The sequence below is a fragment of the Streptomyces sp. NPDC037410 genome, from assembly GCF_055602235.1.
Window position 1 is genome coordinate 1 of sequence record NZ_JBVJWR010000037.1, and the last position, 22,260, is coordinate 22,260.

General features: G+C 73.3%; 13 protein-coding genes. 8 read left to right on the plus strand and 5 right to left on the minus strand.

The window, feature by feature from the left end:
- Positions 1 to 116 precede the first annotated feature (116 nt).
- From prfB to ACZ7HT_RS36015, 3 genes are all read right to left on the minus strand, one after another.
- Positions 117 to 1,220: a peptide chain release factor 2 gene (gene prfB, locus ACZ7HT_RS36005; protein WP_471173822.1), complete on the minus strand. Its 1,104-nt coding sequence runs from the start codon at positions 1,218 to 1,220 to the stop codon at positions 117 to 119.
- A gap of 29 nt (positions 1,221 to 1,249) precedes the next feature.
- Complete coding sequence (locus ACZ7HT_RS36010) at positions 1,250 to 2,482, minus strand: serine/threonine-protein kinase (RefSeq protein ID WP_471173824.1); 1,233 nt, start codon at positions 2,480 to 2,482, stop codon at positions 1,250 to 1,252.
- A gap of 107 nt (positions 2,483 to 2,589) precedes the next feature.
- Positions 2,590 to 4,353: a serine/threonine-protein kinase gene (locus tag ACZ7HT_RS36015; RefSeq protein ID WP_471173826.1), complete on the minus strand. Its 1,764-nt coding sequence runs from the start codon at positions 4,351 to 4,353 to the stop codon at positions 2,590 to 2,592.
- Between the two features lie 484 nt (positions 4,354 to 4,837).
- On the opposite strand from ACZ7HT_RS36015, the gene ACZ7HT_RS36020 reads away from it, so the two are divergent.
- The 4 genes from ACZ7HT_RS36020 to ACZ7HT_RS36035 all read left to right on the plus strand — a co-directional run bounded on the left by ACZ7HT_RS36020 (position 4,838) and on the right by ACZ7HT_RS36035 (position 12,305).
- Positions 4,838 to 8,641, plus strand: a complete 3,804-nt coding sequence (locus ACZ7HT_RS36020; protein ID WP_471173829.1) for an FHA domain-containing protein — start codon at positions 4,838 to 4,840, stop codon at positions 8,639 to 8,641.
- 121 nt (positions 8,642 to 8,762) lie between these two features.
- Entirely contained in the window at positions 8,763 to 10,130 is a 1,368-nt protein-coding gene (locus ACZ7HT_RS36025) for an ABC transporter substrate-binding protein (protein ID WP_471173831.1), read from the plus strand.
- 7 nt (positions 10,131 to 10,137) lie between these two features.
- Entirely contained in the window at positions 10,138 to 11,433 is a 1,296-nt protein-coding gene (locus ACZ7HT_RS36030; protein WP_471173833.1) for a carbohydrate ABC transporter permease, read from the plus strand.
- A complete protein-coding gene (locus tag ACZ7HT_RS36035) occupies positions 11,430 to 12,305 on the plus strand; it encodes a carbohydrate ABC transporter permease (RefSeq protein ID WP_471173835.1) in 876 nt (291 codons plus the stop codon). The genes ACZ7HT_RS36030 and ACZ7HT_RS36035 overlap by 4 nt, the downstream gene beginning before the upstream one ends.
- A 62-nt stretch (positions 12,306 to 12,367) precedes the next feature.
- On the opposite strand, the gene ACZ7HT_RS36040 is transcribed toward ACZ7HT_RS36035, so the two are convergent.
- Positions 12,368 to 12,967, minus strand: coding sequence for a TetR/AcrR family transcriptional regulator (locus tag ACZ7HT_RS36040; protein WP_471173837.1), 600 nt, complete (start codon positions 12,965 to 12,967; stop codon positions 12,368 to 12,370).
- A gap of 159 nt (positions 12,968 to 13,126) precedes the next feature.
- Between ACZ7HT_RS36040 and ACZ7HT_RS36045 the strand changes: the two genes are divergently transcribed.
- Genes ACZ7HT_RS36045 through ACZ7HT_RS36055 form a run of 3 tightly spaced genes read left to right on the plus strand, consistent with a single transcriptional unit; the run spans position 13,127 to position 16,237 of the window.
- The gene (locus ACZ7HT_RS36045; RefSeq protein ID WP_471173839.1) at positions 13,127 to 14,050 is read left to right on the plus strand and encodes an ABC transporter permease; all 924 of its coding nucleotides are present in this window, start codon (positions 13,127 to 13,129) and stop codon (positions 14,048 to 14,050) included.
- Positions 14,043 to 14,855, plus strand: coding sequence for an ABC transporter ATP-binding protein (locus ACZ7HT_RS36050; protein WP_471173841.1), 813 nt, complete (start codon positions 14,043 to 14,045; stop codon positions 14,853 to 14,855). Before ACZ7HT_RS36045 ends, ACZ7HT_RS36050 begins: the two co-directional genes overlap by 8 nt.
- An 11-nt stretch (positions 14,856 to 14,866) precedes the next feature.
- Positions 14,867 to 16,237, plus strand: coding sequence for a glycosyltransferase family 87 protein (locus ACZ7HT_RS36055; RefSeq protein WP_471173842.1), 1,371 nt, complete (start codon positions 14,867 to 14,869; stop codon positions 16,235 to 16,237).
- A gap of 47 nt (positions 16,238 to 16,284) precedes the next feature.
- On the opposite strand, the gene ACZ7HT_RS36060 is transcribed toward ACZ7HT_RS36055, so the two are convergent.
- On the minus strand, positions 16,285 to 21,252 hold the full coding sequence (locus ACZ7HT_RS36060) for an NAD-glutamate dehydrogenase (protein ID WP_471173844.1): 4,968 nt from the start codon (positions 21,250 to 21,252) through the stop codon (positions 16,285 to 16,287).
- A 427-nt stretch (positions 21,253 to 21,679) separates the two neighbouring features.
- Here ACZ7HT_RS36060 and ACZ7HT_RS36065 point away from each other — a divergent pair, with 427 nt between their 5' ends.
- Positions 21,680 to 22,234, plus strand: coding sequence for a DJ-1/PfpI family protein (locus ACZ7HT_RS36065; RefSeq protein ID WP_471173846.1), 555 nt, complete (start codon positions 21,680 to 21,682; stop codon positions 22,232 to 22,234).
- Positions 22,235 to 22,260 lie beyond the last annotated feature (26 nt).

Consider the following 22,260-nt stretch of genomic DNA (forward strand, 5'->3'; position numbering starts at 1 on the left):
CCCCCCCCCCCCCCCCCCCCCCCCCCCCCCCCCCCCCCCCCCCCCCCCCCCCCCCCCCCCCCCCCCCCCCCCCCCCCCCCCCCCCCCCCCCCCCCGGTCCCGTACGAGCGAGGGGCTTACTTCTCCGACTGCTTGCGCCAGCGGATGCCCGCCTCCAGGAAGCCGTCGATCTCGCCGTCCAGGACGGACTGCGGGTTGCCGACCTCGAACTCCGTACGGAGGTCCTTGACCATCTGGTACGGGTGGAGCACGTACGAACGCATCTGGTTGCCCCAGGAGCTGCCGCTGTCCTTGAGGGCGTCCATCTTGGCCCGCTCCTCCTGGCGCTGGCGCTCCAGGAGCTTGGCCTGGAGGACGTTCATGGCGCTCGCCTTGTTCTGGATCTGGGAGCGCTCGTTCTGGCAGGAGACGACGATGCCGGTCGGAAGGTGCGTGATGCGCACGGCCGAGTCGGTCGTGTTGACGCCCTGGCCGCCGGGGCCCGAGGCGCGGTAGACGTCCACGCGCAGCTCGGACTCGTCGATCTCGACGTGGTCGGAGGACTCGACGACGGGGAGGATCTCGACGCCCGCGAAGGACGTCTGGCGGCGGCCCTGGTTGTCGAAGGGCGAGATGCGGACGAGCCGGTGGGTGCCCTGCTCGACGGAGAGCGTGCCGTAGGCGTACGGGGCCTTCACGACGAAGGTGGTGGACTTGATGCCCGCCTCTTCCGCGTACGAGGTCTCGTAGATCTCCGTCGGGTAGCCGTGGCGCTCCGCCCAGCGCAGGTACATGCGCTGGAGCCGCTCGGCGAAGTCGGAGGCGTCGACGCCGCCGGCCTCGGCCCGGATGTTGACCAGGGCCTCGCGCTCGTCGTACTCGCCGGAGAGGAGGGTGCGGACCTCCATCTCGTCGAGGGCCTTGCGGACGGAGGTCAGTTCCGTCTCGGCCTCGGCGAGGGTGTCCGGGTCGTCCATCTCCTCGGCGAGCTCGAAGAGCACCGCGAGGTCGTCGATCCGGCCGCGCAGGGTCTCGGCCTTGCGGACCTCGGCCTGGAGGTGCGAAAGCTTGCTCGTGATCTTCTGCGCCGCCTCCGGGTCGTCCCACAGGGACGGGGCCGCGGCCTGCTCTTCGAGCACGGCGATGTCGGCCCTCAGCTTCTCGAGGTCCAGGACGGCCTCGATCGACCCCATGGTCGAGGAGAGGGACTTCAGCTCTTCGGATACATCGACGACTGCCACGCGTCCAGCGTAACGGCTCGGCGCCGCGCCTACGGCAGGGAGGACTGCTTGGAGTCCTGCGGCGGGGCCTCCGCGTCCCCGGAGGCCGCCAGGTAGCCGCCCGCGCCGAGCGCGCCGGCGATGACGACCGCCGCGACGGTGAGGGTGATGCGGCGCTTGCGGACGGCCTTGTGGCGGGCCGAACCGGGGCGGCGGGCGCCGGCGGGACGCGGGGCGCGCGCCGTGCCGAGGGGGCCGCCGGAGAGCTCGTCGGGGGCCGGGACCCGCATGGAGGTGTGGGTGTCGCGGTGGGAGTCGGCGGAGGCGCCGGGGACGAGCGGGACGGCGGCGCGGCGGGGGCCGGGCTCGCCGGTGCCCGTGCCGGTGGCGTACGTCTCCTCCTCGTACGGCTCCGGGGCCGGCTCGGCGCCGGGCTCGTCGACGTCCAGCGGCGGGATGCCCTTGAGCATCGGCAGGACGTCCGCGAGGCGGGCGGCGAGCTCGGAGGCGCGCAGCCGGGAGGCGGGGGCCTTGGCGAGGCACTGGACGATCAGCTGCCACAGCTCCTCGGGGATGCCGGGCAGCGGGACGACGGTCTCGGTGACGTGGCGGCGCAGGACCGCTCCGGGGTGGCCGCCGCCGAACGGGGTGAAGCCGGCGAGCAGCTCGTACAGGACGGTCGCGAGGGCGTAGATGTCGACGGCGGCGCGGGGCGGGAGGCCCTCGACGATCTCGGGGGCGAGGTAGTCGGGGGTGCCGATGATCCGGGTGGCCTTGGTGCGGCCGGGGGTGTCGATCAGCTTGGCGACGCCGAAGTCGGTGAGGAGGGCGGGGTGGGCGCCGCCGGGGCCGAGCGGGCCCTCCATGTCGAGCAGGATGTTCTCCGGCTTGACGTCCCGGTGGACGACTCCGGCCTTGTGCGCGACGGCGAGGGCCTCGGCGACGTCCTTGACGATCGCGACGGCGGCCTCGGGCGCGAGACGCCGCTCGCGGTCGAGGCGGGTGCGCAGGTCGGTGCCGCGGACGAGGTCCATGACGAGGGCGAGGTCGTTGCCGTCGACGACGAGGTCGCGGACCTTGACCACGCGGGGGTGGTCGAGGCCGAGGAGCGCGGTCCGCTCCTGGACGAAGCGGCCGACGAGCTCCTGGTCGGACGCCAGGTCCTCGCGCAGCAGTTTGACGGCGACGGGCCCCTCGGGTCCCTCGCCGAGCCACACCGTTCCGGCGCTGCCCCGCCCGAGGATCTGATGGGCGGTGTAGCGGCTGCCGATGTTCCGTGCCAAGACTGCTCCCTCAGCGGCTGCGGTTCTCGACAAAGCTACGCGTCCACGGCCGCCGGTCTCGACCTCCGAGGGGAAATCACCCCTCGGAAGTCGACAAATCGGCAGTGTTACTGCCCTGTACCGCCGGTAGCACCCCCGGAACCGGTGGCTTCGCCGATCGAGGAGATCCAGTCGGTGATGGCCGAGATGCCGTCGCCGATGGCCTCCCAGTAGCCCTTGCCCTGGGCGATCCAGTCCTGGAGGGGCGTGAGGTCCCAGATGAGCCAGCCGGCGACCACGAACAGGACGATCATGATCAGGCAGCCCTTGAGGCAGCCGAGACCGGGGATGTGCACCGGGTTCGCGCTGCGCTGGCGCGGCGGGCGCGGCTCGCGGGGCGCGGGGGCCTGGGGCGGCGGCTGCGGCGGCGTGTACTGCTGCTGGGGCGGGGCGGCGTACTGCTGGGGCGGGGGCGGCGGGGGCGCGTACTGCTGCTGGGGCTGCTGGTACGGCTGGGGCGCGCGCTGCGGGGCCGGGCGCTGCTGCTGGTACGGCGGGGGCGGCTGCTGGCCGTACTGCTGCTGACCGTACTGCTGCTGGCCGTACGCACCGGGCCGGGCGTCCTGCGGCGGCTGCGGCTGGCGCTGCGGGCGGCGGCGCAGCGGGTCCTCGCTCGGGTCCAGGTACTGCACCTGGGTCTGCTCGTTGCGGTCGCGGACCTGTCGCAGCTGGGTCTGCCAGGGGTGCGGGTCCTCCGGCTGCCCGGTCTGGGGGGCCTGAGGCGGTACGGGGGGCATGACGGCCGTCGGGTCGGCGGCGCCCGGGCCGCTGGTCGGCATGACGCTGGTCGCGGCGGCGGGGTCGTACTGCGGGGGCGTCCCGGCGGCGGCCGCGGCTCCGGCGGCGCCGGTGGGCAGCACCTGGGTGGGGTCGGCGGCACCCGGGGTCTGCGCCTGCGGGGTGCCCGGGACGGGCGCGGGTGCCGGGTCGGGGGCGAGGAGCGCGCCGACGCCCTCCGCGGCCTGGATCTGCGCGGACGTGGCGTGCACGCCGATGCCGGCGGCGACCGCGCGCAGGCCGCGGGCGAGGTTCACGGCGCTCGGCCGCTGGTCGGGGTTCTTGCTGAGGCAGCGCTCTATGACCGTCCACAGCGGTCCGGGCACGGTCGAGGGGCGGCGGGGCTCCTCGCTGAGGTGCTGGTGGAGGACCTCGAGGGCGGTGCCGCCCGTGAACGGGGGCCGGCCGGTGACCAGCTCGTACAGGAGGATGCCCGCGCCGTAGATGTCGACGGCGGAGGTCTGCGGGCGGCCCTCGGCGGACTCCGGCGCCACGTACGCGGGCGTGCCGACGAACTCGTGGGTGCGGGTCAGGCCCGGGGAGTCGGCGAGGCGCGCGATGCCGAAGTCGGTCAGCATCGGGTGCATCTGGCCGCCGTGCTCGGCGAGCAGGACGTTGGCCGGCTTGAGGTCGCGGTGGACGACGCCGTCGGCGTGGCTGGCGGCGAGCGCGTCGGCGATCTGGGCGGTGAGGAGCGCGGCGGCGACCGGGGTGAGCGGGCCGCTCTCCCGGATGTACCGGTGCAGGTCGGGGCCCTCGACGAGGTCCATGACGAGGGCGAGGACATCGCCCTCGACGACCAGGTCGCGGGTGCGCACGATGTTCGGGTGGGTGAGCCGGAGCAGCACGGACCGCTCGCGCAGGAAGCGCATCACGATGTCCGCGTCGTTGGCCAGCTCCTCCTTGAGGACCTTGATCGCGACGGTCTCGCCGGGCTCGCCGGGCACGGCCGCCTCGGCGCCCGCCGTCTCCCGCTGGCGGGCTCGCCAGACGGTGCCCGTGGCGCCGCGGCCGAGCGGCTCCTCGAGCAGGTACTTGCTGCCGATAGGCCGCACGTCACGCGCTCCCTGCTGATCGTGGTCCTGGGGTGTTCCCTGATGTGTCCCCGGGGTCCCTGTCCTCTGTTGTGACCCGTCCGGGCGTCCGACCCACTTTAGTGCCGCCGAACGGGTCACAGGCCGGTCGTCCACAGGCCGTTTCCGCTGCCGTGTCCGAGCCCCGCCCGAGGTCCTGGGCGGACCGAACTTGTCCGGAAGAAGACGCTCCACGGGAGGCGACGGTTGCCATGCATGCTCCGAAGGCATGCCCAACCAGGCTATTTCTCGTCCTCGGCCGACCATTCAAGATCACTTGTGGCCGACCCGCGGGCGTGTTGTCGGTGGCAGGTGCGAGGATGCCTACAGCACGTCGCATCGACGGGGTCGGGAGCCCCGCGCCGTGCCGACCTGTACCGGGCGATGCGTCCGTGCCGGGTGGGGGGAGACACAGGGCGGTTCCCCCCTGCCGAGCCGGCTCGCGCAGAAGGGACCGCTGACGGCGATGCAGATCCGGCTGACCGTCCTCGCGCCGTACGCCGGCCACGGCGCCGGGCGCGCCTGCGACGTGCTCGTCACGGCCCCCGCCGGGACGGCCCTGGCCGCCGTGGCCTCGAACGTCGCCGCCGCCGTCACCGGCCCCGAGACCTCCGCCTCGGGCAGCACCGTGCTCTACGCGGGCGCGGAGCGGCTCGACGGCCGGCGCTGCGTCCTCGGCGAGCCCCCGCTCGTCGACGGCGCGGTCCTCTCCCTCCAGGTGCCAGGACCGGACGACCGGGCCGACGAGACGGCCTCCGCCCGGCTGCACGTGGTGGCCGGACCCGACGCGGGCGGGGTGCACCTGCTGCACGGCGGAGCGATCAGAATCGGCCGTTCCGTCGACGCCGACGTGCCGCTCGACGACCCGGACGTCTCCCGCTCCCACTGCACGGTGACCGTCGGCGAGGACGGCCGGGTCACGGTCTGCGACCGCGGCTCCACGAACGGCACGACGCTCGACGGCGCCCCCGTCGGCGACCGCCCCGTCCCGCTCCGGCCGGGCGCGCTGCTGCGGCTCGGCGAGTCCGCCGTGCGCCTGACGGGCGCCGCCGGTACGGACGCGCTGGCGACCGCCCCCGACGGCGAGGGCCACCTGCGCGTCGCGCACGGGACGGACCGGGGGGCGTCCTCGGACGACACCCCGCACGGCGGGGCGCTCGGCATCGCGCTCGGGGAGACCACCCACGGCGGGGCCCGCGGCATCGCGTTCGGCGAGGTCTACGACGGTGGCAACGCGCACGCGGGGGACGCGCACGACGGCCCCTCCGGCCTCGACGGGGCCGAGCCGCACGGCAGGACCCGACAGGCCGACCCGGCCGCCGCACCCACGCCTCCCGTCAAGCGCGGGCTCGGCGCGTGGGCCCGGCGCCTCGCGGGCGGCCGCGAGGAGCACCCGGCCCCCGCCGCCGACCGCCACCCCTCCCCCGACACGCACGCCGGCACCCGCCCAGGACCCCTCACGCGGGCCGGCGCCCCCGGCCCCGTACCGGTCGCCGACACCTGGCCCGACCCGGCCACCGTCCTCCTCACCGCCCTCGGCCCCGGCCCCCGGCTCTGGGAGCGGGCCCAGGACCACCCCGAGTCCCTCGTCGTCCGGCTCGGCACGACGGACCGCGCCGAACTCTCCGGCGTCCCCGTCACCGTCGGCCTGCGCGAGGCCGGCTCCCTCGGCCTCGCGGGCCCCGGCGACCGGCTCACCGGGCTCGCGCGCTCGGTCGTGGCCCAGCTCGCCGCCCTGCACTCCCCCTCCGACCTGGAGATCGTGCTCATCAGCGCCGACCGGAACCGCTCCCTGGAGGAGCGGCGCCGCGCCTGGGGCTGGCTCGGCTGGCTCCCGCACGTCCGGCCCGCCCACGGCCAGGACTGCCGGCTGCTCCTGGCGTACGACCGCGAGCAGGCCCAGGCCCGTACGGCCGAGCTGACCCGGCGGCTCGACGACGGCCCGCTCGGCCCCGGCTGGCCCAGCGCCGACCGCGCCTCCGTCGCCGAGGCCGCCGCCCGCCACGACGGGCCGACGACCGTCGTCGTCGTCGACGGCGACCCCGGCTCCGCCGCCCTGCGCGAGACGGTCGCGCGGCTCGCGGGCGCCGGCGCGGCCGCCGGCATCCACCTCCTGTGCCTCGCCGAAGCGCCCGCCGCCACCCCGGACTCGCCGCTCGCCGCCACGTACGAGGCCGCGTGCGCCGCGTCCCTCGCCTTCCGCGAATGCGGCGCCGCCGCGCTCCTCAGCGGTGACGTGGCGACGGCGCTGCGGCTGCTGCGCACATCCGGCGGGCGGCTCGCGGGCCACGGCACGGTCGGCGTGGTGGACGCGGTCTCCGTCGCCTGGGCCGAGCGGTTCGGCCGGGCCCTCGCCCCGCTGCGCCCCGAGACGGCCGCGGCGCCGGGCGCCCGGGCCTCCGCGCTGCCGCCGTCCGCCCGCCTCCTCGACGAGCTCGGGCTCGCCCGGGCCACCCCCGCCTCCCTCATGGCCCGCTGGGCCTCCGCCGCGGACGGCACCGCCGTCCTGGGCGCCGGCCCGCGCGGGCCGCTCGCCGTGGACCTCACCAAGGAGGGCCCGCACCTGCTGATCGAGGGCCCGGCCGGCAGCGGGCGCACGGAACTGCTCCGCTCGATCGCCGCCTCGCTCGCGGCGGGCGGCCGCCCGGACCGCCTCGGCCTGCTCCTCGTGGACGGCGCGGGCGGCGAGCGCGGCGAAGGACTCGCGGTCTGTACGGAGCTGCCGCACGTCACCGAGCACCTGGTCGCCTCGGACCCGGTACGGATGCGGGAGTTCGCGCAGGCGCTCGGCGCCGAGCTGAAGCGCCGGGCGGAGCTCCTGGGCGACGGCCACTTCGCGGACCGCCGGGGGGCGGCGCGTGCCGCCGACCGGATGATCGGGCAGCGCGCCCCGAGCGCGGCGGAATCCGTGCCGCAGGGCGCCCGCGCGACCGTCCGCCTCCCGGACACCGCCGACCTCACGGACCGCCCGAGCGGCCGCACGCTCCGCACGGGCGACGGCCCGATCGGCGCGCTCCCGAACACGAACGACCTGAACCCCCGCACGAGCGGCCGCACCCTCCGCACAACCGCCGCGGAGGCGCAGGGCCGCGCCGCGTACCCGGGCGCGGACGACGTGCCGGGACGGGTCCCGTACCCCGGCAGCGAGGACCTGACAGGCCGGGCGAGCGGACGCGTGCCCTACCCGGGCGCGGACGACGTGACGGGCCGTACGAGCGGACGGGTCGCGTACCCCGGCGCGGACGACGTCACCGGACGGCCCAGCGGGCGCGTCCCCCGCCCGGCCGGTGCAGGCGATCTCGCTGAGCGCCCGAGCGGGCGCGTCCCCCGGGCCGGGGATCTGGCCGACCGTTCCAGCGGGCGCGTCCCCCGGGCGGGGGACGGGGCGCTCGACGAGCGTTCCGGGGCGCGGGCGCGGGCCGGCGGGGAGGCCTTCCTGGCCGATACGCCCAGTGGGCGGCTCCCGCGCCGGGAGGGCGGGGCCGTCGACGACCGCCCGAGCAGCCGCACCCTCCGCACGACCGACGGCGACCTCACCGACCACCCGAGCGCCCGCACCCTCCGCACGGGCGCCGACGACGTGACCGGCCGGGCGAGCGGACGCGCCCCGTACCCCGGCGCCGACGACGTCACCGGACGGCCCAGCGGGCGCGTCTCCGTCCCCGAGGAGGTCGCGGGGCGGATTCCTCGGCCCGCCTCCGGGGAGTCGGCTGCCGCGCGGGCCGGTGGTGTCGGGCAGTTGCCTCGGCTCGTCGTGCTCGTCGACGACTACGACGCCCTGGTCGCGCCCGCGCTCGGTGCCCCCGGGCGGCCCGCCGCCGGGTCCGTCGTGCGGGCCCTGGAGGCCGTCGCGCGGAACGGGGAGCGGCTCGGCGTGCACCTCGTGGCGACCTCGTCGCGCCCCGACCGCACCTCCGACACGGAGCTGGCCCACGGGGCCCGGCTGCGGATCGTGCTCGACGCTCCTCCGGTGGCGGCGGGCCCGGACGTGCCGGCCGCCGGGCGGGGCCGTCTCGGGCATCCGGACGGCCGGGTGACCCCGTTCCAGGCGGGCCGCGTGACGGGCCGGATCCCCCGGACGGCGACGCTCCGGCCGACGGTCGTCCCGCTGGAGTGGGAGCGGATGGGCGACCCGCCCACCCGGCGCCCGGTCCGCGAGCTGGGCAACGGCCCGACGGACCTGGCCCTTCTGGCGAGCGCCCTCGACCGCGCGGCGCGCTCGGTCGAGGCGACGCCCGTACCCCCGCTGACCCCCACCCCGCACGCCTGACGGCGCGTCACGAGGGCGTCACGATCGCCCACTTGGAGCCGAAGGCGGTATTGCGGGGCCCCGCACCCCGGCGTAGACCTGTCGGACGGACAGCGAAGCGCACGGGAGAGACGGGGCAGCGATGCGTACAACTCTTCGTCCACGCAGGGCACGCAGGACACGCAGGACAAGCGCGGCACGCACGGCCGCAGTGTCCCTGACCGCGTTAGCCACGCTGACCGCCCTCGCGGGCTGCGGCAGCGACGACGGCGACAGCACGTTGCCGTCCGACCCCCCGCTCTCCCTCAAGGGCGAGAAGATCGAGGTCGCCGCCGTCTGGACGGGCCCCGAGCAGGAGAACTTCACCAAGGTCCTGAAGGAGTTCGAGAAGCGCACCGGCGCGACCGTCACCTTCGTGCCCGCGCAGGACCCGATCGTGAACTTCCTCGGTACGAAGATCGCCGGTGGCGCGCCGCCCGACGTGGCGATGCTCCCGCAGGTGGGCGCGATCCAGCAGGCCGCCGCCCAGAAGTGGCTGAAGCCGGTCGGCCCGGAGGGCAGGGCGGCGCTCGCGGCGAACTACTCGCGCGGCTGGCAGGAGCTCGGCGCGGTGGGCGGCACCCAGTACGGGGTCTACTTCAAGGCCGCCAACAAGTCCCTCGTCTGGTACAACACCGCCGTCTTCGACAGCGCGGGCGCCGCGGAGCCGAAGACCTGGCAGGAGTTCCTCGCCACCGCCGAGACGGTCTCGGCCTCCGGCGTGACCCCGGTCTCGGTCGGCGGCGCGGACGGCTGGACCCTCACCGACTGGTTCGAGAACGTCTACCTCTCCCAGGCGGGCCCGGCCAAGTACGACCAGCTGGCGAAGCACGAGATCAAGTGGACGGACCCGTCCGTCGCCGCCGCCCTCAAGACCCTCGCCGAGCTCTTCGGCAACCCGTCGCTGATCGCGGGCGGTTCGGCCGGCGCGCTGCAGACGGAGTACCCGGCCTCGGTCACGCAGACCTTCACGGGCGGCGACCAGCCCAAGGGCGCGATGGTCTTCGAGGGCGACTTCGCCGCGGTCAACATCGCGCAGACGAAGGCGGAGATCGGGAAGGACGCGAAGGTCTTCCCCTTCCCCAAGACCGGCGGCACGTCCCCGGTGGTGACGGCGGGCGACGCGGCCGTGGCCCTGAAGGACACCAAGGGCGCGCAGGCGCTGCTCGCCTTCCTCGCCTCCCCGGACGCGGCGCGGATCTGGGCGGCCGAGGGCGGGTTCCTCTCCCCCAACAAGAACCTGGACCCGGCGGCGTACCCGAACGACGTCCAGCGCGAGATCGCCAAGGCCCTCATCGGCGCGGGTGACGACTTCCGCTTCGACATGTCGGACCAGATGCCGCAGTCGTTCGGCGGGACGCCGGGCAAGGGCGAATGGAAGGCGCTCCAGGACTTCCTGAAGAACCCTGAGGACATCGCCGGGACCCAGGCGCGCCTGGAGGCGGACGCGGCGAAGGCGTACAAGGGCTGAGGCCCCCATGCCACGCATCACGAGAAGGAGCAGGACCGTCGCGGCCGGGTTCCTGCTCCCCGCCCTGGTTCTCCTCGGCGCGCTCGTCGTCTACCCGATCGGGTACTCCGTCCGGCGTTCGCTCTTCGACCGTTCCGGCGGCTCGTTCGTCGGCCTCGACAACTACCTCGCGCTCGTCACCGACGACTCCCTGCGCACCGCCGTCCGCAACAACCTGATCTGGCTGGTGGTGGCCCCGGCGGTCGCCACCGCGCTCGGTCTGGTCTTCGCCGTGCTCACCGAACGGGTGCGCTGGGGGACGGCGTTCAAGCTGGTCGTCTTCATGCCGATGGCGATCTCGATGCTGGCCGCCGGGATCATCTTCCGGCTGGTGTACGAGCAGGACCCGGACCGGGGCGTCGCCAACGCGGTCTGGGTCGGGGTCCACGACACCTTCGCCGAGGCGTCCGGCTTCCCCCGGGCCCGGCCGCTGCCCGTGCACCCGTTGAAGGCGGCGGGTGGCGGCGCGTTCGTCACGAAGGAGCCGGTACGGGCCGGGGCGCCCGTCCTCCTCCCGCTGGTCGGGGTGGCGCCGGGGCGGATGCCGAAGGACGCGCGCCCCGCTCACGCGCCGACCGCGAAGGACGGCGAGATCACCGGAACCGCCTGGCTGGACTTCACCCGGGGCGGCGGCGGGAAGCCGAACGTGGCCGATCCGGGCGAGCTCGGCCTCAAGGGGCTGCGGATCGAGGCCGTACGGGACGGGAAGGTGGTCGCCACGGCCACGGCGGCGGCCGACGGCGGCTTCGCCCTGCCCGCCGACCGCGCCGAAGGAGCCGTACTCCGGCTGCCCGCGAGCAATTTCCGGGAGCAGTACGACGGCGTGGAGTGGCTGGGCCCCGAGCTCGTCACCCCGGCCGTGATCGGGTCGTACGTGTGGATGTGGGCCGGGTTCGCGATGGTCCTGATCGGCGCCGGGCTCGCGGCCGTACCGCGCGAACTCCTGGAGGCGGCGCGGGTGGACGGGGCGAACGAGTGGCAGGTGTTCCGGCGGATCACGGTGCCGCTCCTGGCGCCGGTCCTCGTGGTCGTCCTCGTCACCCTGATGATCAACGTGCTGAAGGTCTTCGACCTGGTCTTCGTCATCGCGCCGGGCTCCGCGCAGGACGACGCGAACGTGCTCGCGCTCCAGCTGTACCGCTCGTCCTTCGGCACGGACGCGGATCTCGGGGTCGGTTCGGCCATCTCCGTCGTCCTGCTCCTTCTCGTGCTGCCGGTGATGGTGGTCAACATCCGCCGCATCCGAAGGGAGTCACGCCGATGAAGAGCTCCGGAGTCCCGCCGATGAAGGGCTTCGCGGCGAAAGCCTCGGCACGCGCGGCCGGGGGCGCCGTCCGGGTCTTCCTCCTGCTCGCCGGCCTCTTCTGGCTGCTGCCGACGGTCGGGCTGCTGCTCTCCTCGCTCCGCTCGCCGTCCGACATCGCGGCGAGCGGCTGGTGGCGGGTGTTCACCGCCCCGGCCCAGCTGACCACCGAGAACTACACCCGCCTCCTCGCGAACGACACGATCACGGGCTCTCTCCTCTCCACGGTCCTGATCACCGTCCCGGCCACGCTCCTGGTCCTCCTCATCGGCTCGCTCGCCGGTTACGCCTTCGCGTGGCTGGAGTTCCCGGGCCGGGACTGGTGGTTCCTGGGCGTGGTGGCGCTGCTCGTGGTCCCGGTGCAGGTGGCCCTGGTCCCGGTGTCGAAGCTGTTCGGGGCGGTGGGTCTCTTCGAGACGACGGCGGGGGTGGTCCTCTTCCACACGGCCTTCGGCCTGCCGTTCGCGATCTTCCTGCTGCGGAACTTCTTCGCGGAGATCCCGCGCGAGCTCCTGGAGGCGGCGCGGCTCGACGGGGCGGGCGAGATCCGGCTGTTCACGCGTGTGGTGCTGCCGCTCGGCGGTCCGGCGATCGCCTCGCTGGGGATCTTCCAGTTCCTGTGGGTGTGGAACGACATGCTGATCGCGCTGATCTTCGCGGACTCGCAGTCGCCGCCGATCACGGTGGCGCTCCAGCAGCAGGTGCGGCAGTTCGGCAACAACGTGGACGTGCTCGCGCCGGGGGCGTTCGTGTCGATGGTGGTGCCGCTGGTGGTGTTCTTCGCGTTCCAGCGGCAGTTCGCGTCGGGGGTGATGGCGGGCGCGGTGAAGTAGGCGGGGTTACGCGCGCAGCGCGCAGCGCGGACCGAGCCCCGCGCCGGGCGGCCCCGCGCCGGTCACGCCGTGAGCGCCGCGACCGCCGAGCGTGCGAGTTCGTCCAGGTACCCCTTGGGCAGGGGCGTGCGGACGACGACGAGGCGCCAGTAGAGCGGGCCGACGGCCAGGTCGAGGGCCTTGCCGGGGTCGGCGCCCTCGGGGAGTTCGCCGCGCGCGACGGCCTCGCGGACGATCTGGGTCATGACGCCCTGCTGCCCGTCGAGGAGCACGGCCTTGACGGTCTCGGCGATCTCGGGGTGCCGGGCGGCCTCGACGAGCAGGTCCGGGATGACCTGCGAGGCGACCGGGTGGCGCAGGGCGTGCGAGGCGACTTCGAGGAGGGCGCGCACGTCCCCGTAGAGGGAGCCGCTGGCGGGTGCCGGCAGGCCCTGGGCGGCGAAGGCGCCGACGAGGTCGAGGACGAGGGAGAGCTTGGACTTCCAGCGCCGGTAGACGGCCGTCTTGCCGACTCCCGCGCGGCGCGCGATGCCCTCGATGGACATCCGGGCGTAGCCGACGGCCGCGAGCTCCTCGAAGACGGCGGCGCGGATGGCCTCGGTCACGTCCTCGCGGAGTACGGCGGCTCCGGCGGGGGCGCGGCGGGGGGTCGGATCGGTCATGAACGGCATCCTAACCAACCGCGATATCCCGGAGCCGTTGCGACGATACGGTTGCGTTCCGTCGTGAGGGCGCCCTACTCTCCCCGTAGCGACGATACGGACCCGTCCCATCGCCGACGACATCACGCGCCCCCGCACCCTCGTCGAAAGCGCCCGCCCGTGACCACGACCCTGGCCCCCGCCGTACCAGCCCCGACAGCCGCGAGGGAGGCCCCCGAGGACCTCGCCGCCCTCGCCCGCCGCCACGGCCTGAGCGTCAGCGGCGCCCGCCCCTCGCTCCCCGTCTACGTGCGGGAGCTCTGGTCGCGCCGCGACTTCGTCACCGCCTTCGCGACCGCCCGCCTCACCTCCCAGTTCAGCCAGGCGCGCCTCGGCCAGGTCTGGCAGGTGATGACCCCGCTGCTCAACGCGGCCGTGTACTACCTGATCTTCGGCATCGTGATGAACGCGAAGAACGGCGTGCCGGACTACGTGCCCTTCCTGATCACGGGCATCTTCGTGTGGACCTTCACCGCCAACACGGTCCAGGCGGGAACCCGCGCGATCAGCGGCAACCTGGGCCTGGTCCGCGCCCTGCACTTCCCCCGCGCGAGCCTGCCGATCTCGCTCGCGTTCCAGCAGCTCCAGCAGCTGCTGTTCTCGCTCGCCGCGCTCGTCGTGATGCTGGCCTGCTTCGGCGAGTTCCCCACCTGGAGCTGGCTGCTCGCCGTCCCGGCGCTGTTCCTCCAGTCGCTGTTCAGCACGGGCGTGGCGCTGGTGCTCGCCCGGCTCGCCGCCCGCACCCCGGACATCAGCCAGCTGATGCCGTTCGTGCTCCGCACCTGGATGTACGCCTCGGGCGCCATGTTCTCGATCCAGAACCTGGCGGGCAGCGGGCGCTTCCCGCACGCCGTGGTGATCGCGCTCCAGTACAACCCGGCGGCGCTCTACATCGACCTCATGCGCTTCGCGCTGATCCGGAGCTTCACCGCCGCGCAGCTGCCGCCGCACGTGTGGGCGCTGGCGGCCGGCTGGGCCGTGCTCGCCTTCGCGGGCGGTTTCGTCTGGTTCTGGAAGGCGGAGGAGACGTACGGCCGTGGCTGAGTCGACGAGGACGCCCACCGTCGTCGCGGACGGCGTCCACATCACGTACACCGTCCATGGCGGGCACCCCGGCGGCCGGGGGGCCGCCACCGCCGCCCTCGGCCGGATGCTGCACCGGCGCAAGGCCCCGGCCGGCCGCCGGGTGCACGCCGTGAAGGGCGTCAGCTTCGTCGCGTACCGGGGCGAGGCAATTGGCCTGATCGGTTCGAACGGATCCGGGAAATCCACCCTCCTGAAGGCCGTCGCGGGGCTCCAGCCCGTGGACCGGGGCCGGATCTACACCCAGGGACAGCCCTCCCTCCTCGGCGTGAACGCGGCCCTGATGAACGATCTGACCGGCGAGCGGAACGTGATCCTGGGCGGCCTCGCGATGGGCATGAGCCGCACGGAGATCCGCGAACGCTACGACGGGATCGTCGACTTCTCCGGCATCAACGAGAAGGACGACGCGATCTCCCGCCCGATGCGGACGTACTCCTCCGGGATGGGCGCCCGGCTGCGCTTCTCCATCGCCGCCGCCAAGAGCCATGACGTGCTCCTCATCGACGAGGCCCTGTCGACCGGCGACGCGCGCTTCCGCCGCCGCAGCCAGCGGCGGATCGACGAGCTTCGGGCGGAGGCGGGGACGGTCTTCCTGGTCAGCCACTCGAACTCCACGATCACGGAGACCTGCGAGCGGGCCCTGTGGCTGGAAGCCGGGACGCTGCGGATGGACGGGCCGGCGAAGGAGGTCGTGGCGGCATACGAGGAGTTCACGGCCAAGCCGGGACCGAAGAAGCCGAACGAAAGGGACATAAGTAGCTAAAGTGCGGTGGGATGACGAACGATCACCCCCAGTCGCCACCCGACGCCACGTCCGACGCCCCGCCCCGCCCCGGAAGCCGCCCCGGGAGCCGCCCCGGAAACCGCTCCGGAAGCGAACCCCCCACCCTCACCGGGTCCCCCTTCGACTCGGACACCTTCACCTCCGCCACCTTCGTCACCGTCGGCCGCGGCCCCCTCCTCGCCCTCGCCGCCGCCTGGCTCCTCAGCCGGGCCGGCATGCTCCTGCTGCTCTCCCGCGACAGCCTCGGCATCGGCGGGGTGGCCCGCGAGGTGGACCTCTACCGGCACTGGTACGGGCAGTTCGCCGCCGGCACCTTCCCGCCCGGCGACGTCACCTGGCAGTACCCGCCCGGCGCGGGACTCGTGATCATGTCGCCGGGCATCCTCCCCTGGCTCACCTACTTCCAGGCCTTCGTCACCCTCACCCTCCTCGCCGACGCCGTCGTCACGCTCGCCCTCGCCCGCGCCGACAGCGCCCGCCTCACCCACGGCACCTGGATCTGGGTCTGCGGCCTCCCGCTCCTCCTCCACATCCCGCTCGCCCGGTACGACGTCCAGACCACCGCCCTCGCCGTCCTCGCGCTGCTCGCCCTGAACGCCCGCCCCACCGCCGCCCACCAGCTCGGCGGGGCGCTCGCCGGGATCGGCGCCATGGTCAAGGTGTGGCCCGCGCTCGCCCTGATCGGCACGCCCCGGGGCCGTACCACCCGCGAGGCCTGGACCGCCGCCGCCGTCACCGCCCTCGCGCTCCTCGCCACCCTGGCGCTGTTGTTCTCCGAGTCCCTCGGCTTCCTGCGCCAGCAGGGCAGCCGCGGCATCCAGATCGAGTCCCTGTGGGGCACGGCCCTCGCGGTGGCCCACGCCACCGGCGCCTGGGCGGGCACGGTCGAGTTCCGCTACGGCGCCTTCGAGTACGTCGGCCCGTACGTCTCCAGCCTCGGCCACCTCGCCCTGCTGTTCACCGTCATCGCCTTCGCCTGGCTGCTCCTGTGGCGCCTCCAGGCCCGCCGCTGGACCCCCGCCACCCCGTTCGACGCGGCCCTCGCCGCCGTACTGCTCTTCACCGCCACCAGCCGGGTGATCAGCCCCCAGTACATGATCTGGCTGCTCGGCCTCGCCGCCGTCTGCCTGACCTCCCGGCACACCGTGATGCGGCCGGTCGCCCTGCTGCTCCTCCCGGCGGCCGCCCTCAGCTCCCTCGCGTACCCCGTCCTCTACGACGAGGTCTTCTACGGCACCACCACCGGCGTGGCCGTCATGGTGCTCCGCAACGGTCTGCTCCTCACGGCGGCCCTGCTCGCCGCCCGCCGCCTGTGGACCTCGACGGCCGCACCCGTGCCAGCGGCACCCGTGAAGGAATGAGGAAGGGCCCCGCCGGAAAACCGGCGGGGCCCTTCCTCACTCACGTGTCAGCTGTGCGAGCGGAGCAGCGTCCGCATCGTCCGCATCGCCACCGACAGGTTCGCCAGGTCGAAGGTGTCCGAGCCCTGGATCTCCTCCAGGGTCGTCCGCGCGCGGCCCAGGATCGCCGCGTTCTTCTCCTCCCAGGCCTTGAACCGCTCCTCGGGGCTCGTCGTGCCGTTGCCGACCGTCAGGACGTCGGCGGTCAGCGCCGCGTGCGCCGCGAAGAGGTCCTCGCGGATCGAGGCGCGGGCCATCGACTGCCACCGGTCGCTGCGCGGCAGCTCGATGATCCGGTCCATCAGGTCGGTGATCCGCAGCCGGTCGGCCAGGTCGTAGTAGACCTCGGCGACCGCGAGCGGCTCCTTGCCCATCCGGTCGGCGATCGCGACGACGTCGAGGATCGGGAAGGCGGAGGAGAAGCCGGCGACGCGCAGCGCGAGCTCCTCCGGCACGCCGACCTCGGTCAGCTCGTCCAGGATCGACTGGTACCACTCCAGGTCCGCACCGCGCAGCAGGCCCGGCAGCTGCGTCCAGACCTCCTCGACCCGGTCCGCGAAGAACTCGATGGTCTCCGTGAGCTGGAGCGGCTGCGGCCGGTTGTTGAGCATCCAGCGCGTGCCGCGCTCGACGAGCCGGCGGGAGTGCAGGCGCATCTGGGTCTGGATCTCGGCCGGCACCTGGTTGTCGAGGTCCTCGACGGCGTCCCAGACCTGGCCGAGGCGGAAGACGACCCGGGCGGCGGTCTGCGCGCGGACGATCTCCTCGATCGACGCGCCGGTCTCCTCGCGGAGGCGGTGCAGGAAGGTCGAGCCACCGGTGTTGACGGTGTCGTTGACCAGGACCGTCGTGATGATCTCGCGGCGCAGCGCGTGGTTGTCGACGGCCTCGGTGAACTTCTCGCGCAGCAGCGTCGGGAAGTACGCGTGGAGCAGCCCGCGCAGGTACGGGTCGTCCGGCAGCTCCGTACCGATCAGCTCGTCGGCCACCGTGATCTTGGTGTACGCGAGGAGGACGGCGAGCTCGGGCTGGCTCAGGCCCTTGCCGCCGTTGAGGAGGTCGCGGATCTGCCGGTCGTTGGGCAGGAACTCCAGGGAGCGGTCGAGGGCCCCGTCGCGGCCCAGGCGGCGCATGAACCGCTGGTGGGCGTGGAGCAGGGACGGCGACTGGGCGACGGCGTTGGCCAGGGCGGTGTTCTGCGCGTAGTTGTTGCGCAGGACGAGCGCGCCGACCTCGTCCGTCATCTCGGCGAGGATCTTGTTGCGCTGCTTGACGGTCATGTCGCCCTCGGCGACGAGCCCGTTGAGCAGGATCTTGATGTTGACCTCGTGGTCGGAGGTGTCGACGCCGGCGCTGTTGTCGATGGCGTCGGTGTTGACCTTGCCGCCCTGGCCCTCGGGGCCGCCGCTGCGGGCGAACTCGATGCGGCCCAGCTGGGTCGCGCCGAGGTTGCCGCCCTCGCCGACGACCTGGGCGCGGACGTCCTGGCCGTCGACGCGGATGGCGTCGTTGGCCTTGTCGCCGACGTCGGCGTTGGACTCGGCCGAGGACTTCACGTACGTGCCGATGCCGCCGTTCCACAGCAGGTCGACGGGCGACTGGAGGATCGCCTTCATCAGCTCGGCCGGGGTCAGCTTGGTGACGCCGTCCTCGATGCCGAGGGCGGCCCGCATCTGCGCGTTGACCGGGATGGACTTGGCGCTGCGGGGGTGGATGCCGCCGCCCGCGGACAGCAGCGAGGTGTCGTAGTCCGCCCACGAGGAGCGCGGCAGGTCGAAGAGCCGGCGGCGCTCGGCGTACGAGGTGGCCGCGTCCGGGTTCGGGTCGATGAAGATGTGGCGGTGGTCGAAGGCGGCGACCAGGCGGATGTGCTCGGAGAGCAGCATGCCGTTGCCGAAGACGTCGCCGGACATGTCGCCGACGCCGACGACGGTGAAGTCCTCGGTCTGGGTGTCGTGGCCCAGCTCGCGGAAGTGCCGCTTGACGGACTCCCAGGCGCCGCGGGCGGTGATGCCCATGCCCTTGTGGTCGTAGCCGGCGGAGCCGCCGGAGGCGAACGCGTCGCCGAGCCAGAAGCCGTACGACTCCGCGACGCCGTTGGCGATGTCGGAGAAGGTGGCGGTGCCCTTGTCGGCGGCGACCACGAGGTACGTGTCGTCCTCGTCGTGGCGGACCACGTCGACCGGCGGCACGACCTCGCCCGCGACCAGGTTGTCGGTGATGTCGAGGAGCGCCGAGATGAAGGTCTTGTACGAGGCGATGCCCTCGGCCAGCCAGGCGTCGCGGTCCACGGACGGGTCCGGGAGCTGCTTGGCGACGAAGCCGCCCTTGGCGCCGACCGGCACGATGACGGTGTTCTTCACCATCTGCGCCTTGACCAGGCCGAGGATCTCCGTACGGAAGTCCTCACGGCGGTCGGACCAGCGCAGACCGCCTCGGGCGACCTTGCCGAAGCGCAGGTGGACGCCCTCGACGCGCGGGGAGTACACCCAGATCTCGAAGGCCGGGCGCGGGGCCGGCAGGTCCGGGATGGCCTGCGGGTCGAACTTCATCGACACGTAGGAGTGCGGCTTGCCGTCGGCGGCCGTCTGGAAGAAGTTCGTCCGCAGCGTCGCCTTGATGACGGTGAGGAAGGACCGCAGGATCCGGTCCTCGTCCAGGCTCGCGACCTGGTCGAGGGCGCCGTCCAGCTCCTCCAGGAGGCCGTCGATCAGCTCGGTGCCGGCGCGCTGCCGCTCCGGGGCCATGCGGGCCTCGAAGAGGTTGACGAGCAGCCGGGTGGTGTGGACGTTGTCGCGGAGGGTGTCCTCCATGTAGTCCTGGCTGAACGTCGCTCCGGCCTGGCGCAGGTACTTGGCGTAGGCGCGCAGCACCATCGCCTCGCGCCAGGTGAGCCCGGCGGAGAGGACGAGCGAGTTGAAGTTGTCGTTCTCGGCCTGGCCGGTCCAGGTGGCGGCGAAGGCCTCCTGGAAGCGCTCGCGGGCGTCCTCGCCGATGTAGTCGCCGCCGTTCCCGGTGGCGACCGGCATGCGCAGACCGAAGTCGTAGATCCAGGCGTGGGTGCGGTCGGCGCAGCGCAGCTCGTACGGACGCTCGTCGGTCACCTCGACGCCGAGCCGGTTGAGGACCGGCAGGACGGCGGACAGGGAGATCTGCTCGCCCGTCTTGTAGATCTTGAAGCGGCGCTCGCCGGGGCCGGCGACGACCGGCTCGTACAGGGAGAGCGCGAAGTCCTTGCCGCTGCCGGCGAGGGCCTCCAGGTGGCAGAGGTCGGCGACGGCGGCGCGCGGCGAGTGGTCGGCCTTGTAGCCCTCGGGGAAGGCGTTGCCGTAGCGGCGGAGCAGCTCGGCGGCGCGCTCCTCGCCCAGCTCGGCGTTGAGCGCCTCGCCGAAGCCGTCGGCCCAGGAGCGGGTGGCCTCGACGAGCCGGCTCTCGATGCGGTCGACGTCGGCGTCGGTGAGCTTGGCCAGCTCGGTGCCGGGCTTGACGCGGACGACGAAGTGCAGGCGGGAGAGGATCGACTCGGTGTTCCAGGCGGTGAAGTCGACGCTGGTGCCGTCGAGCTCCTCCTTGAGGATGTCGATGATCCGCAGCCGGACGCGGGTCGTGTAGCGGTCGCGCGGCAGGTAGACGAGGGCCGAGTAGTAGCGGCCGTACTCGTCCTGGCGCAGGTAGAGCCGCAGCCGGCGCCGCTCCTGGAGGTACAGGACGCTGGTGACGACGGACTGCAGCTGGTCGGCCGGGGTCTGGAAGAGCTCGTCGCGCGGGTAGGTCTCCAGGATCTGGAGCAGGTCGCGGCCGTCGTGGCTGTTCGGCGAGAAGCCGGCGCCGTCCAGGACCTCCTGGACCTTGCGCTTGACGACGGGGACGCGGCGGACGGACTCGGTGTAGGCCGCGGACGAGAAGAGGCCGAGGAAGCGGCGCTCGCCGATGACGTTGCCGTCGGCGTCGAACTTCTTCACACCGACGTAGTCGAGGTACGAGGGGCGGTGCACGGTCGCCCGGCTGTTGGCCTTCGTCAGGATCAGCAGCTTGTGCTCGCGCGCCTTGGCGCGGGCGTCGGCGGGCAGCCGGCTGAACGACGGCGAGACGGGGTGGGCGTGGTGGCCCTGGTCGTCGGCGCCGTGCTGCGGGTCGGAGCGCAGGATGCCGAGGCCGGTGCCGGGCACGGCGGACAGGGCGTCGCCGTTGACCAGCTCGTACTCGCGGTAGCCGAGGAAGGTGAAGTGGTCGTCGGCGAGCCAGCGCAGCAGCTCGCGGGCCTCCTCCACCTCGGTCGGACGCAGGTCGGAGGCGGTGGGCTCGTCGGGCAGGCCGTCGGCGATGCGCAGGGCGGCATCGCGCATCTTCTCCCAGTCCTCGACCGTCTCGCGGACGTCGGACAGGACGCGCAGCAGGTCGTTGGTGATCTGCTTGAGGTCGGCCTTGTCGGTCTCGCGGTCGATCTCGACGTGGATCCAGGACTCGGTGAGCGCGTCGTGCGGCAGCTCGCCGTGGATCTGCGCCGAGAGGACCTCGATGAGCCTTCCGGCCACGTCACGGCGGACGAGGACCTGCGGGTGGATCACGACATGGATGCCGCGGCCCTGGCGGGACAGCTCGTTGGTGACGGAGTCGACGAGGAAGGGCATGTCGTCGGTGACGACCTCGACGACGGAGTGGCTGCTGGTCCAGCCGTTCTCCTCCACCGTCGGAGTGTGGACGCGCACGTTCGCGGTGCCCTGCGGGCGGTTCTCCGCGAGCCGGTAGTGAGAGAGCGCGGCGCCGAACACGTCGACCGGGTCGCGGTCGGCGAGGTCCTCGGGCGCGGTGTGCAGGTAGTAGCGCTGGAGGTAGTCGAGCACGGTGTCCCGGTCCGGACGCTCACCGGCGCCTTCGGGGCCCGTCGGAAGTCGCCCTCCGACAGGGCTGTGCTCAGCTACCCGGGCGGCCCTCTCGAGCAGCTCGGCCTTTGCTTCGTCCAGCTTGGTCTGCATGTCCTCTGACTCCTGTCGCGCGCCGTTGCGTGACGTCGGTGGAAGAAAGGACACAACGCCACGACGCGGTGATTCCGGTCGAAGTCGACGTTATGCCCGGATGAGAGATGCCCAGGACGTTATCGGCCACGGAGCGTGGCGCGCCCGGACGGAGAGGATCGAACGCACGGTCGGCCCGGCCGCTGTCGCGGACCGGGCGGCAGCCGGGGGCTTCGCTGCCCCCACGGCGTATCGCGCTGATCACGGGAAAAGCCTATCGCTCATGACCCCCGAACCGTCATGAGCCGTATGCGTACAAAAGAGCGGGGGAAGTTTGACGCTTTGGACAGCGACACATGACCTCTTGGTAAAGCGCCCCGCCGGCGGCACGGTGTACGCGAGCATGGGCGCAGCACGACGGACCGACCATCTGTGATCTGGGAGAGCCATGGCGAAGATCCTGATCGTGACCGGGGACGCGGCGGAGTCGCTGGAGGTGATGTACCCCTACCAGCGGCTTCTGGAGGAGGGTTACGAGGTCGACATCGCGGCCCCGGCCCGCAAGACGCTCCGCTTCGTCGTCCACGACTTCGAGCCGGGGTACGACACGTACACGGAGAAGCCGGGCTACACCTGGCCCGCCGACCTGGCCTTCTCGGAGGTCGACCCGGGCGCGTACGCGGCGGTGGTGATCCCGGGCGGCCGGGCGCCGGAGTACCTGCGCAACGACCCGGAGCTCCGCAAGATCCTCAAGGCCTTCTTCGACGCCGACAAGCCGGTGGCCCAGATCTGCCACGGCCCGCTCGTGACGGCGGCGGTCGGCAGCCTGGAGGGCCGCCGCGTCACGGCCTACCCGGCCCTGGAACTCGACATGCAGGCGGCGGGGGCGACCTTCCAGGACAGCGCGGCCGTGGTCGACGGCCTCCTGGTCTCCTCCCGAGCCTGGCCGGACCACCCCACCTGGATGCGCGAATTCCTGAAGGTCCTGCGCGCGAAGGGCTAGCGCGGCTCGGGGGGGGGGGGGGTGGC